The following is a 14,045-nucleotide window of genomic DNA, read 5'->3' as shown; positions in this document are numbered from 1 at the left end:
CTTACTTTTTAAGTTTGAAATGAGGGTCCGTTGGATCATAAAGATGGCCTACCATCGTAATTTGACGATACAATAAGTAAACCACAGCTAGGGATAGCGAGATAAATACCCCCGTAAATACATAAAACGAGTACACGATTCCGGGCATAGGAGTCACCGCATCAATGGTACGCATGATCCCGTAGATAATCCAGGGCTGACGACCGACTTCTGTGACTATCCATCCTGCCTCGAGGGCGATATAGCCCATCGGTATGGCGATGACAAAAAGACGCATCAGCCAGCGACTCTCCAACCAGGATTTCTTTTTGAACAGGGCTATAAAATAGACGATAGAAAGGCCCATTAACAGCATACCCAATCCAATCATAATCTGAAAGGCATAGTGTGTAATAGCCACTGGAGGCCATTCATCCCTCGGAATATCATGAAGCCCAGTCACAGGAGTCGTCAAGTCTCCATGTACCAAGAAATTAAGAACACCGGGAACCTTCAGGCCGTACTTAACCGTTCCCGTCTCTTCATCGGGTATCCCACCTATCAAAAAAGCAGCATTTGCCTCTGTATCAAAGTGCGCCTCCATAGCCGCAAGCTTAGCAGGCTGACGTTTGCCAACGTCTTTGGCAGAGATATCTCCACTAATCGGTTGCAACAATGCCGAGATACACGCGGCTATTGCCGCTATCTTGAAGGCTGCCTTATGAAAAGCCACGTTCTTACCTTTAATAATCATTAGTGCATGCACACCTGCAACCGCAAATCCCGTTGAAACAAAAGCCGCCAATGTCATGTGCAGCGCCTGGGAAAACCAAGCGTCGTTGAACATCGCCGCTATAGGGTCGATATTCAGATACTCGCCATTCACATAGTCAAATCCGGACGGACTGTTCATCCAAGCATTGGCAGCGACCACCAGTATCCCCGAAGCAATCCCACTGACTCCCACCACCAATCCAGTCCCCCAGTGAAACCATTTATGGAATCGATCCCATCCATATAAGAAGAACCCTAATGCAATAGCCTCTATGAAAAATGCCGTTCCCTCCAAAGAGAATGGCATTCCAAAAATAGGACCAGCATGCTTCATGAATCCCGGCCATAACAAACCAAGCTCAAAAGACAACATCGTACCCGATACCGCCCCCGTAGCAAACAGGATAGCAACGCCCCTACTCCAGGCCTTTGTAAGCCCTTTATAGATTTCATTTCCGGTTTTCAAATAAATATAATGGGCAATAGACATAAAAAAAGGCATCACCATACCAACACAAGCAAAGATAATGTGAAAGCCTAGGGACATGGCCATCTGCGAGCGAGCAGCAATAAAGTCATCCATAGTAGAGAGATTAATGAGTACTTCACCCTAAAAGTACGAAGGTATTTCCGATTAAAGGAATATATTTCAAACAATTCACAAAACTAGACGGCTTCTCCTCCCCCCCTTCCAGTCTGCCTGCACCATGTTTGCTCCACCACCAATCGAGCTTGTTTAAAGTACTCGATTGCATTTAAACATATACACTTTCAGAAAAACGAAAGTTTGTCTAATTTTGTCATTCAGATATACACATGGATACACACGCTATATTTAACATACAGGACGATATTGAATTCAATGATTGCTGTTTACAGACCTTTCACTACCAGATTACGAATTGCGAAATCTATCGATATTATGTTCAATATATAGGTGTGGATCCTCAACATGTGAAACACTACACCCAGATTCCCTTCCTTCCTATTGAACTCTTCAAATCCCAGCGCATCTTTGCATCTGGTCGTGTCCCTCAAGTGACATTCTCTAGTTCGGGCACTACAGGGATGATCACCAGCAAACATGAAGTTGCAAACATTGCCATCTACGAGACATCATTCAGAAAGGCCTTTGAAGCTTTCTACGGCAATCCAGCAGATATCGCAATACTCGCCTTACTCCCATCCTATTTAGAGCGATCTGGCTCTTCGCTCATCTATATGGTCGATGACTTGATTAAGCAGAGCCGCCAACCAGCGTCCGGCTATTTTTTATATAACCATCAGGACCTGGCAAATACCTTAGCAAAACTGAGTGCCGAAAAAACAAAAACCGTACTCTTTGGCGTTACCTATGCGCTACTGGACTTTGCCGAACAATATAAAGTCGATTTTCCTTCCTTGATTATTATGGAAACAGGAGGTATGAAAGGTAAACGTAAAGATATGATAAGAGAGGAAGTGCATGAAATATTGTGTAAAGCCTTCCATGTGCCTAGCATTCATTCCGAATATGGTATGACCGAATTACTTTCACAAGGATATTCCACAGGCAATGGAATATTTAAATGTCCCAACTGGTTAAAGATACTTGTCAGGGATACCAATGATCCACTTTCTCTTTTGACAGATGCCAAGACCGGGGCCATCAACGTTATCGACCTGGCCAATATCTATTCCTGTTCCTTCATTGCTACACAGGATTTAGGGAAAATATACCCGGATGGATCATTTGAAGTCCTAGGCCGATTCGACCAAAGCGACATTCGCGGATGTAATCTATTGGTACAATAAATACGGAAGCTATCTAGCGCAGACTACTGTCGGAAAAGGTATCACCCGCTTTCATATCACCTGTTTCATATCCCTTTTTAAACCATTTGGCACGCTGCTCTGAGGTGCCATGCGTAAAAGATTCAGGTACTGCATATCCCTGCGCTTGTTCTTGAAGCTTGTCATCACCCACCGCTTCTGCCGCCCGCATACCGTCTAAAATATCGTCATAGTCAATCTTGACATCCGAAAGTGCATTTACATGATGTGCCCATACTCCCGCATAAAAATCCGCTTGCAATTCAGTCATGATGCTGATTTTATTATACTCTTTTTCGCTCATTTGCTCACGCAAACGATTCGTTTTACCAAGTGTCCCTAATAGATTCTGGATATGATGTCCCACCTCATGGGCGATTACATATGCCAAGGCAAATTCGCCCTTTGCCCCAAATTTTTGCTGCAATTCATCATTAAAACTCAAATCCAAATAGACTTTCTGGTCGCCCGGGCAATAGAATGGACCATAGGCAGCTTTACCTATACCACAGCCTTGTGTTTCTACCCCACCGCGATACACCGTTAGTACCGCCACCTGATAGGTCAGCCCATTGTCCGCAAACACTTTGTTCCAAACATCCTCTGTGCTAGCCAATACCGTCTTAGAAAAATCTGTCAATTTCGCTTCTTCAGGTGAAAGTTCGATTTCTCCCTGTTGCATTTGGGTCCCCCCTATATTTGCATCCTGTACCTGCTGCAACAATTGTGCGGGGTCACCGCCTAGCATAAAACCAATAATCAATACAATGACACCACCGATGCCACCTAAAGTAAATTTCTGTCCGCCGGACATACCTCTTTTGTCTTCGAAATTGTCACTTTGACGACCGCCTTGCCATTTCATAATTAGTCAGGATTAAAAGTTATACCAATATTACAAAATCTCTGCCACTTATATCATCTCCAATCCCTTATCTAGGAATTAAATTCGCTAATCTCCTAAAATTGGTTAATTTTAGGGCCTATAGACTAGAAATGGACTACATGAGGACAACACTACTCCCTATTTTTAAGGGGAGTTCTGCTTACAGCAATCCTGGTAGCCAACAATAACGAAGAGAAAAAACAGATAAAAATGAGCTTACAACAACAACTTATCGAAAGATCGGGTAACAAGTGTGAATTATGCAATCTTACGGAGAATCTAAATGTTTATGAAGTTCCGCCAACCTCCAACGCCAATTTGGAGAACAGCATCTTGGTATGCAATACCTGCCTAGCTCAAATCGAGAAAACCGAACAAATCGATGCCGATCATTGGAAGATTTTATCCGAAACCATGTGGTCGGAACATATCCCCGTACAGGTCATGGCATGGCGGATGTTAAGCAGACTCCGCAATGAAGGTTGGGCTGCTGACAATCTAGATATTCTCTACTTGGATGACGACACGTTGGAGTGGGCCAAGAAAACCGGAGACCATGAAATGGATGCCCTAGTGCAGTTCCATCAGGACTCCAACGGCACCAGGTTGTATGAAGGCGACACAGTCGTGCTGACCAAGACATTGGACGTTAAAGGCTCAACTTTGAGCGCCAAGTTGGGAACCGTTGTCAAGAACATCAAATTAGTACACGATAATACCGATCAAATAGAAGGTAAAGTGGAAGGGCAGACCATTGTCATTCTCACAAAATATCTTCGTAAAGGCTAACGAAACCCATCTATCCAACACAAAAAAGCCGTTCCTATTTGGGAACGGCTTTTTTGTGTTGGATATCACTTTAATATTTTACGGGATAATCGCGCATGTGTTCAAAGTGATAGTTTGAATGTGCCTGTAGACTATCAATGAGATCAGACAGCAGCTTCTGCCCCTTTTTATTTTGGAACATATCATCATGCATCAACAGTACAACATTGTTTGCCGTGAATGAATCCTTTTTCCGCAACCTATTCTTCATCCGTTGATAGATTTCGTTGACCGACTGCACAGGTTGTCCCGTAAGGCCATGTATTTTCCACTCTACATCCCATCCCATTACTTTGTAGCCATTGGCAAATAACAAATCCGCCGTACTAGCACCGCTCTGCAAATCCACCCGTCTTCTGTCATTGAAGTACCAAATATTCCGCCCAGGAAGACGCACGATTTTGTATTTAAGTGCCAAATCCTGTTCATTTTTTTCAAAATCAGAAAAGGCATGATCTGGATTACTATAGAACACGTTGAATTTGTTGTTCGCATGCGTGTAACTGTGATTGTAAGCGTCAACCAACGGGTTGTTGTAATACCGGAGGTAATCCTTTTTTAGGCGCTTGCTCATATTGGCATGCTTGCCAATCAAGAAAACGTTTATTTTTATATTCTTCGCTTTGGCTATCGAGTCTATTGCCGAACTTCCAATCAAAGGTCCATCGTCAAATGTTAAATAGATATGCTTAGGGAGGCTATCCAAGCGCGTATTGATAGAATCTCGCTGTGCTTTGCTCTCCTTTGGAGCTGGCTTTTCAACGTGCTGCACCACTGTGTCTTTCATCACCGCCGTATCCTTCCGTGCAGGCTCTTCATTCTCTTTTACCTTCACACCACGATCGATCTTGATAGAGGTATCTTGTATTTCAGTAGTTCGCTTTGAAGACGTTTGATCATTACCACAGGATTGAGTACCGAAAATCAGCACCGACAATGCCAATCCCAACCCTACATTTCCAAAAAATCGCATGATGAATTATTTTTTTGTATTGAGCTCTATTAAAACTTTTGCAAAAGTAACATATTAAACACGTCTTATACCATTCACAAGAAAAAAAATTTCAGAGAACAAAAATCATACAAATTCCACCAATTCATCTCATACATAACGCTATGTCTAGCTCAAAAAAAGAGGAGCTTTATAGCTCCTCCTCTACACAAAAAAAACTAAGCATCAATCATCATCCCTTCCGTGTCTGCCACGATGCTTATGACCTTTATCTCGCCGATCATGCTTATGGTAGCCGTCGCGCCCCTTTTTATAATGCTTGTCGTCCCTATCATATCGACCTCTGCCATCCCTCAAGACCACTTGAGAATAATTCGACCGGTGACGGTGATATTGTTTATGATAATGTGAATGCCTGTGCCAAGGATCTCTATCATTGATGACCACTTTGTAGGTTCGGTACATATCATAGTGCCTGTATCGACTAGGCAAACTCGCTCTTGTCACCCATTTCCGACCATGGTAGTATGTATAGCGACGATGGACCACATCGTAGTACACGTCCATCTCCGGCATGTAGTAGAACCGGGCATAATCATACCCCACTGGCCCCCATAACGGTTGACTCCCAATATTGATGTTAACACTTACTTGCGCTCTCGTCGGATTAAGGTATAACATTCCCCCAAGAAGCATCGTGATGTAAAGTAATTTTTTCATAGTACCCTCCCAATTTCTTTTTTTAATAGTGTTCTTGGTGGTATGACTTCCTTATGGAGCAAAAGGCTTAACCGACTACGGAAGATAAATGATAATACATTGACAATCTGCCTTTTATTTTTTTCTCTATTCAATAAGTATTTAACCCACAATCTGCATCCCTACGACCTAAGCGAATGGCGGGATATTATGGGAGAAAAAGAGCCTGAGTTGCACGATACTGATTTCGTAACATCGTGATCGTATGTAAACCCTCAAATGCTTGGTGCCATGGCGACCGTTAAACGAAATATTACGTTAGAAAAGGAAAATACCGAATTACAAATAGGTGGATAGAATAAGTCTACAATGTCACAAGACAACGGAGTACGACCACGTTGTACTCTTTTTTATCTATTCAACTTATTCACTTGTATAGCTATAAATTTCGGCAAATAGCTAGGAGTACAATTTTTAGCGACTATTTCATCCTTATATAACCCTGTACGTTCACCAAGAGCAATGCACCTCGAACGATATTTTTCCTCATAAACTCCGATTTGAGCTGCTGTAAAATTCATTGCCCATTGTACTTCCGGCACTTCCTTTCCGATACGTGTTTCGATTTTGAAAAGCAATTCTTCGCTGTTGGGTGGCGGCGTTTGTCCAACCCACCGTAGACGAGCTTGATAATACCAAAAAATCCGTCTCTGCAATGACGATTGACTATCCTCCCATGTTTCCATTAACGAAATAGTCCTTTTGTCTTTGGAAAGTTGGTTTGCCATTAACCAATCCGCTAATTTAAGTCGCTCATTTTCATCATGTTGCTCAATATTGCAATCTAATTTATCGATGAGTTGTTGCGAAAGTTGTTTGCTGTCCATAATCAAAATTGCCAACTGCCTGGGTAAAAATTGCCCCGTTGACCAAAGCTCCAGCGCTAATTCGTGATCTTTTTTTATGTCATTCGCAACCTTCCGTAAGTCACCCAGCTTGGTCGTCCCTTCGTTTATTTGTGCTATTATATCTTTTGCTCTCAATGATAATTCCACAGTTGTCTTAGATTAAAAATTCACGGATTTTTTGCTCACCTTATTTTTACAACAACACAAAATTAGACAAATATTTCAACTGATTTTTGAAGATATATAAAAGGTATCACTAAATCCAAATATAGCTTTTCCTACTCCTGACTAGTTCTAAGATAATATGACTTAATGAAGATGCCATTTCTACTAGTTTGTCTCAATCTCCAAACCGTAGATTACCGTTTCCAATTTGTTCAGCCTTTCGTTGTAAAATTCTTGCATAAAGATTTCATTCTATCGCGTTATCTCTGCCAACACCTTATGAAGCAATTCAGTTAGATTTTTTAAATCATCTTTCGTCAAGGTTTTAGAAACTCTTTTTGCAACACGTTCTCTAAAATTTTCGGAATTATCAACAATGAATTTTCCATTATCCGTCGCACTTAAATTGAAAATTCTACGGTCTACTGAAGATTGCTCATGTGCTATGAGATTATTTTCAATCAAGAATTTAAGTTGTCTTGAAATTGCAGGGGGACTGATGTTAAAAGCCTTTGCGACCTGTTTTCCGGTACATTTATCGTGTCGATAAATGTATTCAATAATATTGTAGTGGGTAGCGGTAACCCCGTTAACCTCTCCCTTGCTCATATTCGTCAATATAAAGCACTGTAACTCCGTAAATAAATTATAGAATTTTTGTTCGCTTTTGTTCATGCTTCAAAATTAGTTAACTTTGTTAAATATTACCAAAGTTAATGAATATGGCTAATATTATTATAGAGAATGCAAGACAAAATAATCTAAAGAATATTTCTGTACAGATACCAAAAAATCAAATTACTGTATTTACTGGTGTTTCCGGTTCAGGAAAATCGTCTTTAGTTTTTGAAACGATAGGAGCTGAAGCTCAGAGGCAATTCAATGAAACGCAAAGCAGTTTTATCAGAAACCGTCTGCAACACATAGGCGTGACGGATGTGGATAAAATCAATAATCTGAATGTTCCAGTCATTATAAACCAAAAAAGATTGGGAGGAAATGCAAGGTCAACCGTTGGAACAGTAACCGATGTGTACGCTTCTTTAAGATTGCTTTTTTCCCGAATGGGTAAGCCATTTGTGGGATATTCCAATACATTTTCTTTCAACAATCCTTTGGGAATGTGCAAAAAATGTGAGGGGCTTGGTTTTGTGCAGACGGTTAAAGTTGACACCCTTATAGACAAACAACGGTCTTTGAATGAGGGTGCAATTATATTTCCGACTTTCCAATCCGGTGGTTACCGTTTATTGAGATATACGATGTCCGGCTACTTTGACAATGATAAAAAGTTAGGAGATTATACCGCCGATGAATGGGATTTGCTTTTGAATGCTTCAGAACACAAACCGAAGAATCCCGATAAAGACTGGGGGAAGACTGTAAAATATGAAGGTATAATCCCTCGAATTGAGAAAGCATTTCTAAAGAAACAATCAAAGGAGAACACTATCCGTAAAGAGGCTTTAAAAAATATTATTGCAACAAGCCCCTGTCCAGTATGTAATGGAAAAAGATTGAGTGAAAATATTTTGTCCTGCAAAATAGGCGGTAAAAGTATTGCTGATTGCACAGCACTTTCAATAGAAGAACTTTTAGACTTTGTTAGTTCTCTACAATCCAAAACTTCTGATGTAATCCTTGCTGAACTCAAAAAAAAACTTCAAAGTATCGTAAACATAGGGTTACAATATCTGACATTGGACAGAAGAACTGACACCCTGTCGGGGGGAGAAAGTCAAAGAATAAAAATGGTAAGAAGCCTAGGGAACAACCTAACAGATTTGCTCTATATTTTTGATGAGCCGAGTATCGGACTTCATCCAAAGGATTTACAAAATATTTCTTCAATCATTCAACAAATAAGGGATAAGGGAAATACCGTATTAATTGTTGAACACGACCCCGATTTGATTAAAATTGCCGATTGGGTCATTGATATGGGGCCACTATCAGGAAAGAAAGGTGGGGAAATTGTCTATCAAGGTATATTTGATGGATTAAAAAAATCAAAAGGGAAAACAGGTTTATACTTCGCAAAAACACCTACTATAAGCAAAGAACCAAGAAGTGCAAAAGGATATTTAGAAATTGAAAACGCTAATCTGTATAATCTTAAAGATGTCAATGTGAAAATTCCCAAAAACGTAATGACCATAGTTACAGGGGTTGCTGGGTCGGGCAAGAGTACATTGATTAACAAGGTGCTGCCTAAATTCTATAAGGATATAACCATTATTGACCAGTCTTTATCGGCCGTGAGCATACGCTCCAATCTGATTACGTATCTAAACTTGTCGGATGACATAAGAAAACGGTTTTCGATGGCAAACAACGTGTCCGATAAACTTTTTAGTAGAAATAGTGAGGGGGCTTGTAAAAACTGTAAAGGAATTGGCGTTGAAAAAATTGATTTGGCATTTATGGATGATATAGAGCAACCCTGCGAAGTTTGCGGAGGCAGTGGGTTTCAGCCAAAGGTCTTAAAGTATCATTATGGCTGCAAAAATATTGTAGATGTAATGGATATGACCGTAGAAGAAGCTATTGGTTTTTTTCCCGATAACCTATATAACAAACCCTTTGATATGTTGCTCAAATTGGGTTTAGGCTATCTTACCTTGGGACAACGGTTAGACAGTTTTTCGGGAGGGGAAAGACAACGCCTTAAATTGACAAGAGAATTGAAGCACTCCAATAAAATAATTGTCCTTGACGAACCAAGCACGGGGTTACATCCAAGCGATACTGAAAAACTATTGGATTTTATAAATAATTTAGTTGAAAATAATAATACTTTAATTGTCATAGAACATAATCTTGATGTGATTGCACAAGCGGATTGGATAATAGATGTTGGGCCTGGTGCAGGTAAATACGGCGGAAATGTATTGTTTACCGGAACGGTTTGTGACTTATTGGAAGATAATGTTTCAATTACCGCAGAATATCTAAGGCAACATCTGTGTAAGGGAGATTAGCTATTTTACAACCTCCTATTTTTGTTCTTCCTCGTAATCCTCGCCTTATACTTGGGGGCAACAGGCTGAACATTCCCAACTCAGAACTGGATAAATGTTCCGTTGAAATAAATTCAAAAAAATCTTTAGTCGCTTGGTTGTCTATCGTGCTCCTACTAGAAACAGGGCCGACCGATATCTTGGACTCGGGTTGGTTTTCATCTTCTCTTTGAATTTCCCTAGATTTTTGCAGTCGGGCAATCCTTGCTTTTTTCCTGAAAAATGATGCTTTAAAAGGGGTGTTTGCTTTGTCCAAATCCCGACAGACCACCATTGAGCATGGGTAGTCGTAACCATCGGGCATTTTCTTGCCGTCAATGCCTACGCAGGTCGAAACAATGTGTATATGTGTCCGATCAATGTCCGCATGTTTGAATACGACACACGGTTGATTGCCGTTGTACATATCCTCTATATGTTTCTGTGCCATTTCGACAAACTGTTCATCGCTAATCTTTTCTTCTGGGTCAGGGTCCAATGAAATGTGCCATACCATCTTTTCCATTCGGATATTGGCAAGTGCGGATTTATTCCGAGCAGCTCAAAAGACAACTTGCTCTAAACAGGGGTTTAGAAAAATCCGCCCTGAGGAATCGACAAGATGTTCAGTTTATGGTCTTGTGTTGACCATTTGATGCTGATTCTTGAAGTTCATTTTAGCGAGACTCTAGATGACTAAATTTTAGGGTCTCGCTAGGGTCTCGCTGAAATCGAGAAGTATTGAAAAAACGGGATTGGTCTATAAACAGAAAACCCTACAAATCGTTAAATTTGTAGGGTTTTGATACTTTCTCCTTGTTAGGATGCGGAGAGCGAGGGATTCGAACCCCCGAACCTGTGACAGTTAACGGTTTTCAAGACCGCCGCATTCGACCACTCTGCCAGCTCTCCGCGACAAAAGTACAAATTTTATCTATGCTCACAAATAAAATTTCACATTTTATCGCAATAAATCAAGCTCAGGACGCAACTGAGCTGATTATTAGCTTTTTGAAAACTGAATATCTCCACTCAATTTCACCTCCTCACTCACCATGACCCCGCCAGTCTCCAGAGCTGCGTTCCAAGTCAAACCAAAATCACTTCTATTTATTTTTCCTGAAAAGGTAAATCCAGCTTTTTTATTGCCCCAAGGATCTACGGCATCACCTCCATACTCCACATTCAAGGCAATCGACTTCGTTGTGTCCTTAATCGTCAAATCACCGATAACGTCATATTCCCCTTCAGATTTTTTCGTAATGCTCGTAGACACAAACTTAATTTCGGGATAAGTCGCTGCATCAAAAAAGTCAGCGCTCTTCAAATGCTCATCACGCTGTCCGTTTTTGGTATTGATCGAACTAGTCTCGATCGAGGCTAATACGGTTGCATTTTCAAAACCGTTATCTCCCCCATCAATCGATACATCAAAATTTTCAAAAAGACCTCTCACATTCGAGATCATCATGTGTTTTACTTTAAATTCAAGCTCGCTATGAGCTTTGTCCAAATTCCATGTTGTTGCCATACTTTTTAATTTAATTTTCAATACAAATATACATGTTATAACATATATATTTGTTTATTCTATGTCATATCTTCTCTAATTCGCCAATTATGCCCCGTAGGACTTAAAATCAATACACTTGACAAACAATGAATTACTCAAAGTGTTCTAAAAAAAACTACTTTTTTTTTGGAAGTATAATGGATTTAAGTACTTTTGCATCACCGAAAGGCATGCGCTCATAGCTCAGCTGGATAGAGCATCGGTTTTCTAAACCGACGGTCTCAGGTTCGAATCCTGATGGGCGTACTTAAAACCCTACTTATTTCAAAAATAAGTAGGGTTTTTTGTTCATATGCCACATATAACCGATTATTTTTTCTCAAAATCGAAAATTTCATATACAAAATCAAAAAACTAAGTAAAAAATCATAAAATCAATATATAAACTCATAAAAAAAACACAAATAAGACAAAAAACACAAAATAATACATAAATCACATTTTTTTAATAAAAAAACAAAAACAAATAGACGTAAAATCAAAAAAAACAAGAAAAAAAACAAAAAATAAATCAAAAAACACTTGTATTTAAAAAATTCATCACTATATTTACAGCTCCTCAAATCATAATTTATAATTGGTTATTAAAAGGCTCTCATTCTCCCCGCTTGAGAGTCTTTTTTATTATAAAAAAAATACACAAACCCCTTAAAAATCATTTAATTTCTATAAAAAAATCTCGAATGCACTTATACATTCGAGATTTATATCAAAAAAAAAGAAATAATCACCTATTTATACTGTTCAAGCAAAAATTACCCATTAATCCTCCAATAAAGACAAATCGTTTGCTGGTTTAGGTAGATTCATCTGACGGATAGCTGTTTTACATTCAAGTACCATCTCCTCCGTCATTTCATATTTGAACTTACCATAGTCGTCGTATTCCAACGTGCCAACGTAAAAGAATCCATATTTGTCGAAGAACTCCGTCAAATCAACTTTTCCTATTTCACATACCGTTTTAACAAAATTCAATTGGTATACCGCAGGATTCTGTCCTCTATCCATATAATTACCACGACGCGCTCTTCTATTCTGTCCCGCTTCCTGAGCAGCTTGTTGACGAAATTTTTCAAAAAGATCAGGATAGAAGTTTGGATTGTGCCCTTTTCCAGAAAAATAAAGCTGCAGTTGCCAAAATGGGACTAATCGATTAAAGACATCCGGATCCTGCAAATAGCTTATTCCTTTACCATAGATGCTTTGACGAGCTTTTTCATAGTTTTTCTGCTCCGACAGCCGACTCTTGTTTCCAAAGGAAGTCGTGACATACAATGAAAATATATTATTGCTCACCTCACCTAGGCCGCCCCAGCTCAAGTAAGGCCGAGTTTGGTGCACATGCCCTACCTCATGGCTAAATCCCCAACAGGGATCACCTTTTATAACGCTGGCCGGATCCACCACCATAGCCATGGCATACCCCGGCTTTGCTCCCATGTAGGCCACCCCATCACCATCCCTGAACATATAATAATTGTAGTTGACCCGCGATAGGATTTTATTTTTCGGCACTCGATTGTGCCTTATTAATCCTAGGATACGATGTTGTCTATAGACCAAAGAATCGTAATTACTGATCAGCTCCACACCTTTACCATATGCGTACTTTTTAATTGCCTCCACTGGATATGCAATCTGTATATGCTCCCCTATGGCGTCGATTACAGGATACACAGCTTCATCTACCAGTTTGTTCCAGTCCTGATCTGTATTCTTTTTAATATCAAAATAACCATTTACGGCCGCCCCCATGAAATGCACCTTGATAGGCGCCTCGTTTTCGGGTCTATCTGAGAAATAAGCAATATATGCTAGGCCGGAAAAATTTTTCACGTCAACGAGATTCACACCGTTGCGCAAATCAAACTCTTGCTTTTCTATACCCCAACCTTTTGGGTCTTTCGTTGGATCTAAGCCCTCGGGCGCCCTTCGCTCCCAATTTGGGACCATCAATTTCACAACCTTATCTTTATCGGCACCATCTACCAGTACTAACTGCTTCCCTAGCGGCAAATACACCCCTGTAATATTTTCATACTTACTGTATCCGTCACCAATAGAAAGCTGCTCGCCTAGTACAGTAGGAGACAATATTGCCGGGTATTCCGCAACTCGGTACTCCGTACTGTACTCGTTCCTCAGCAATTGCTCGGCTACAGTACGTATCTTGTCATTCTTTATTTTCGTGAGGTCGCTCTTTTTTATGCCTTTTTTTAATGTGGTAGCCAAGGCATCCTCAAACACATCAAGCTCCTGGTAGGTTTCCCTTAGTTCACGTGCTGACTGTGCCCCCGAAAACGAAAGCCCACCAGCAATAAGAAGAAATAAGCAAATTGATTTTTTCATAATTATGAGTAAGTTTTTGCTTCTAAAATAATGCAATAAACCATTATCCCTTTGGATGATATGTAATATTGTAGCGATATAAATACCATTATTCTGGATAAACAGCGATAGCACCGTA

Annotated in this window: 12 protein-coding genes and 2 tRNA genes; 4 read left to right on the top strand and 10 right to left on the bottom strand. The window is 40.0% G+C overall.

Going from position 1 to position 14,045, the window contains the following annotated elements; translation table 11 throughout:
- Position 1: 1 nt before the first annotated feature.
- Positions 2-1,336 carry a cytochrome ubiquinol oxidase subunit I gene (locus OQ289_RS09435; RefSeq protein ID WP_270090480.1) on the bottom strand — a complete coding sequence of 445 codons (1,335 nt, stop codon included), beginning with the start codon at positions 1,334-1,336 and terminating at the stop codon, positions 2-4.
- A gap of 233 nt (positions 1,337-1,569) precedes the next feature.
- Between OQ289_RS09435 and OQ289_RS09430 the strand changes: the two genes are divergently transcribed.
- Positions 1,570-2,547, top strand: coding sequence for an acyl transferase (locus tag OQ289_RS09430; RefSeq protein WP_270090479.1), 978 nt, complete (start codon positions 1,570-1,572; stop codon positions 2,545-2,547).
- A gap of 13 nt (positions 2,548-2,560) precedes the next feature.
- Here OQ289_RS09430 and ypfJ read toward each other — a convergent pair whose 3' ends face one another.
- Complete coding sequence (gene ypfJ, locus OQ289_RS09425; protein ID WP_270090478.1) at positions 2,561-3,430, bottom strand: KPN_02809 family neutral zinc metallopeptidase; 870 nt, start codon at positions 3,428-3,430, stop codon at positions 2,561-2,563.
- A 231-nt stretch (positions 3,431-3,661) separates the two neighbouring features.
- Between ypfJ and OQ289_RS09420 the strand changes: the two genes are divergently transcribed.
- Positions 3,662-4,240, top strand: coding sequence for a PhnA domain-containing protein (locus OQ289_RS09420; protein ID WP_270090476.1), 579 nt, complete (start codon positions 3,662-3,664; stop codon positions 4,238-4,240).
- Positions 4,241-4,310: 70 nt separating this feature from the next.
- Here the strand turns inward: OQ289_RS09420 and OQ289_RS09415 are convergent, their stop codons facing one another.
- From OQ289_RS09415 to OQ289_RS09400, 4 genes are all read right to left on the bottom strand, one after another.
- A complete protein-coding gene (locus OQ289_RS09415) occupies positions 4,311-5,252 on the bottom strand; it encodes a polysaccharide deacetylase family protein (RefSeq protein ID WP_270090475.1) in 942 nt (313 codons plus the stop codon).
- A 204-nt stretch (positions 5,253-5,456) separates the two neighbouring features.
- Positions 5,457-5,951 carry a hypothetical protein gene (locus tag OQ289_RS09410; RefSeq protein WP_270090474.1) on the bottom strand — a complete coding sequence of 165 codons (495 nt, stop codon included), beginning with the start codon at positions 5,949-5,951 and terminating at the stop codon, positions 5,457-5,459.
- A 389-nt stretch (positions 5,952-6,340) separates the two neighbouring features.
- A complete protein-coding gene (locus OQ289_RS09405; RefSeq protein WP_270090473.1) occupies positions 6,341-6,985 on the bottom strand; it encodes a DNA alkylation repair protein in 645 nt (214 codons plus the stop codon).
- Between the two features lie 270 nt (positions 6,986-7,255).
- Complete coding sequence (locus tag OQ289_RS09400) at positions 7,256-7,678, bottom strand: MarR family winged helix-turn-helix transcriptional regulator (protein ID WP_270090472.1); 423 nt, start codon at positions 7,676-7,678, stop codon at positions 7,256-7,258.
- Positions 7,679-7,725: 47 nt separating this feature from the next.
- On the opposite strand from OQ289_RS09400, the gene OQ289_RS09395 reads away from it, so the two are divergent.
- Entirely contained in the window at positions 7,726-9,984 is a 2,259-nt protein-coding gene (locus OQ289_RS09395; protein ID WP_270090470.1) for an excinuclease ABC subunit UvrA, read from the top strand.
- Here OQ289_RS09395 and OQ289_RS09390 read toward each other — a convergent pair.
- The 3 genes from OQ289_RS09390 to OQ289_RS09380 all read right to left on the bottom strand — a co-directional run bounded on the left by OQ289_RS09390 (position 9,941) and on the right by OQ289_RS09380 (position 11,533).
- Positions 9,941-10,528: a relaxase/mobilization nuclease domain-containing protein gene (locus tag OQ289_RS09390; protein ID WP_270090469.1), complete on the bottom strand. Its 588-nt coding sequence runs from the start codon at positions 10,526-10,528 to the stop codon at positions 9,941-9,943. The genes OQ289_RS09395 and OQ289_RS09390 overlap by 44 nt on opposite strands.
- A gap of 301 nt (positions 10,529-10,829) precedes the next feature.
- A tRNA-Ser gene (locus OQ289_RS09385) sits at positions 10,830-10,914 on the bottom strand.
- A 91-nt stretch (positions 10,915-11,005) separates the two neighbouring features.
- Positions 11,006-11,533 carry a YceI family protein gene (locus OQ289_RS09380; RefSeq protein ID WP_033564573.1) on the bottom strand — a complete coding sequence of 176 codons (528 nt, stop codon included), beginning with the start codon at positions 11,531-11,533 and terminating at the stop codon, positions 11,006-11,008.
- A 214-nt stretch (positions 11,534-11,747) separates the two neighbouring features.
- Between OQ289_RS09380 and OQ289_RS09375 the strand changes: the two genes are divergently transcribed.
- A tRNA-Arg gene (locus OQ289_RS09375) sits at positions 11,748-11,821 on the top strand.
- Positions 11,822-12,337: 516 nt separating this feature from the next.
- Here OQ289_RS09375 and OQ289_RS09370 read toward each other — a convergent pair.
- The gene (locus tag OQ289_RS09370; protein WP_270090468.1) at positions 12,338-13,927 is read right to left on the bottom strand and encodes a M60 family metallopeptidase; all 1,590 of its coding nucleotides are present in this window, start codon (positions 13,925-13,927) and stop codon (positions 12,338-12,340) included.
- Between the last annotated feature and the right edge of the window lie 118 nt (positions 13,928-14,045).

This window comes from Sphingobacterium sp. SYP-B4668 (genome assembly GCF_027627455.1).
Taxonomy (GTDB): Bacteria; Bacteroidota; Bacteroidia; order Sphingobacteriales; family Sphingobacteriaceae; genus Sphingobacterium.
The sequence above is the reverse complement of the archived record's forward strand: the minus strand, read 5'-3'. Positions and strand labels throughout refer to the sequence as shown.

Bases quoted from the DNA above. Each gene is read 5' to 3' on its own strand.
- OQ289_RS09435 (WP_270090480.1), bottom strand. From the start codon at position 1,336: ATGGATGACTTTATTGCTGCTCGCTCGCAGATGGCCATGTCCCTAGGC.
- OQ289_RS09430 (WP_270090479.1), top strand. From the start codon at position 1,570: ATGGATACACACGCTATATTTAACATACAGGACGATATTGAATTCAAT.
- ypfJ (WP_270090478.1), bottom strand. From the start codon at position 3,430: ATGAAATGGCAAGGCGGTCGTCAAAGTGACAATTTCGAAGACAAAAGA.
- OQ289_RS09420 (WP_270090476.1), top strand. From the start codon at position 3,662: ATGAGCTTACAACAACAACTTATCGAAAGATCGGGTAACAAGTGTGAA.
- OQ289_RS09415 (WP_270090475.1), bottom strand. From the start codon at position 5,252: ATGCGATTTTTTGGAAATGTAGGGTTGGGATTGGCATTGTCGGTGCTG.
- OQ289_RS09410 (WP_270090474.1), bottom strand. From the start codon at position 5,951: ATGAAAAAATTACTTTACATCACGATGCTTCTTGGGGGAATGTTATAC.
- OQ289_RS09400 (WP_270090472.1), bottom strand. From the start codon at position 7,678: ATGAACAAAAGCGAACAAAAATTCTATAATTTATTTACGGAGTTACAG.
- OQ289_RS09395 (WP_270090470.1), top strand. From the start codon at position 7,726: ATGGCTAATATTATTATAGAGAATGCAAGACAAAATAATCTAAAGAAT.
- OQ289_RS09390 (WP_270090469.1), bottom strand. From the start codon at position 10,528: ATGGAAAAGATGGTATGGCACATTTCATTGGACCCTGACCCAGAAGAA.
- OQ289_RS09380 (WP_033564573.1), bottom strand. From the start codon at position 11,533: ATGGCAACAACATGGAATTTGGACAAAGCTCATAGCGAGCTTGAATTT.
- OQ289_RS09370 (WP_270090468.1), bottom strand. From the start codon at position 13,927: ATGAAAAAATCAATTTGCTTATTTCTTCTTATTGCTGGTGGGCTTTCG.